This is a genomic window from Methylobacterium variabile, from assembly GCF_001043975.1.
GTDB lineage: Bacteria > Pseudomonadota > Alphaproteobacteria > Rhizobiales > Beijerinckiaceae > Methylobacterium > Methylobacterium variabile.
Genome location: NZ_LABY01000460.1, coordinates 1 through 2019, shown reverse-complemented (window position 1 = coordinate 2019; position 2019 = coordinate 1). Strand labels below are relative to the sequence as shown.

Below are 2019 nucleotides of genomic sequence, written 5' to 3'. Positions count from 1 at the left end.
TGGCGGCGCTTCATGCGCTTGAGGATCAGGTCGTCGCCGGCCTGGAGCGAGAGGTGGAGATGCGGCATCAGCCGCGGCTCCTCGGCGAGCGCCGCCATCAGCTCCGGATCGGCCTCGACGGAGTCGATCGAGGACAGCCGCAGGCGGTCGAGGTCCGGCACCTCCCGCAGGATCGCCCGCACCAGGCCGCCGAGCGTCGGCCCGCCGAGGTCGCGGCCATAGGCCGTGAGGTCGACCCCGGTGAGCACCACCTCGCGGGTTCCTTCCGCCACCAGGGCGCGGACCTGTGCCACGGCGCTCGCGACCGGCACCGAGCGCGAGTTGCCGCGGCCGAACGGGATGATGCAGAAGGTGCAGCGATGGTCGCAGCCGTTCTGCACCGGCAGGAAGGCGCGGGTGCGCGCCCGCATCGGCGCCGGCTCGGGCAGCGGATCGGGCCTGGGGTCCATCACGTCATCGATCCGGACCCGCTCGGCCCCGAGATCCGACCACGTCGCCGGATCGAGCTTGCGGCGGTTGCCGACGATGTCCGCCACTTCCGGCATGGCGGCGTAGGCGTCGGTCTCCACCTGCGCGCCGCAGCCCGTCACCACCACCCGCGCCGCCGGGTTCGCCCGCGCGGCCGCCCGGATCGCCTTGCGGGCCTGCCGCCCGGCCTCCGCCGTCACCGCGCAGGTGTTGACGAGGATGAGGCCGTCCCGGCCCGCGGCTTCCGCCTGCCGGCGCATCGCCTCCGACTCGGCGGCGTTGAGGCGGCAGCCGAAGCTCAGGACCTCGACCGCCATCAGGCCGCCCCCGACGGGGCGGACGCCCCGGCGAAGAGAGCGGGCGCGAAGGTGCCCTCGTGCTCCAGCTCCGTCGGCCCGGTCATGCGCACGTGGTCGTCCTCGCCCCAGGCGATGCGCAGGTCGCCGCCGGGCAGGGTGACGGTGGCCTCGCGCCCGGTGAGGCGCAGGCGGGCCGCCGCCACCAGGGCCGCGCAGGCCGCGGTACCGCAGGCCCGGGTCAGGCCGGCGCCGCGCTCCCAGACCCGCAGGCGGATGTGCGAGCGGTCGAGGATCCGGGCCAGCGAGATGTTGGCCCGGTCCGGGAAGATCGGATGGGACTCGAGCAGCGGGCCGATCCGGGCGAGGTCGTAGGTGTCGGGGTCGCGATCGACGAAGAACACCGCGTGCGGGTTGCCCATGCTGACCGCGCCCGGCGAGTGCAGCACCGGATCGTCGATCGGCCCGATCTGCAACTCGATGCGGCGGGTGTCGGGGAAAGGCTCGGCGAGCGGGATCTCGTCCCACGACAAGCGCGGCGCGCCCATGTCGACGGTGAAGTCGACGGCCGAGACGCGGACGACGGCGAGGAGCCCGGCCCTGGTCTCGAGGGTCAGGCGGTCGCTCCCGGCCCGGGCCGAGGCGCGGGACATCTCGGGATCGTCCAGCATCGCCCAGGCGACGCAGCGGGTGCCGTTGCCGCAGGCGCCAGCCTCCGAACCGTCGGTGTTGTAGATCCGGACAAAGGCGTCGGTGCCCGGGGTGACGGGATCGTGCAGCACCATCATCTGGTCGAAGCGCGAGGCCGGGTCGGCCGCGATGGCGCGGGCCTCCTCCGGCTGCACCCGGACGTCGCCACCGCGCAGGTCCAGCACCACGATCTCGTTGCCGAGGCCGTTCATCTTCAGGAAGCGGCGATGGGCGAGGGGGGACACGCAGGGCCTCATTCGTGATGGTGCTGCCGAGATGGGGGGCGCGGGCTCTATGGACCAGAACCGCTGCCGAGGCGAGCCGCGGCGCGGCCCCGCCCGCCCGCCGGCCCAGGCGCTCACGCTCTCGCGATGAGGGTGCAACGGCTTTGCGCTTGACGCGTTCGATCGGTCCGGCGATGCCGGCCCACGCTGAAGCCGCCCGGAGCGCTCCGCCCGTGATGAAGACCCGCTTCCCGACGATCGCGATCGGCCTCGCCGCGGCCCTGGCCTGCGGCACCCCGGGCATCGCCCAGCAACTCATGGCCCAGCAACTCATGGCCCAG

The 2019-nt window shown here is 73.8% G+C and carries 2 protein-coding genes; both read right to left on the bottom strand.

The genetic code is table 11. The features are described 5' to 3' along the window. The coding region (locus VQ02_RS33905) for a radical SAM protein (RefSeq protein WP_048448680.1) at positions 1-785 on the bottom strand (785 nt) is incomplete at its 3' end. Further along, a complete protein-coding gene (gene dapF / locus VQ02_RS33900; protein WP_048448679.1) occupies positions 785-1699 on the bottom strand; it encodes a diaminopimelate epimerase in 915 nt (304 codons plus the stop codon). The genes VQ02_RS33905 and dapF, both read right to left, overlap by 1 nt. Positions 1700-2019 lie beyond the last annotated feature (320 nt).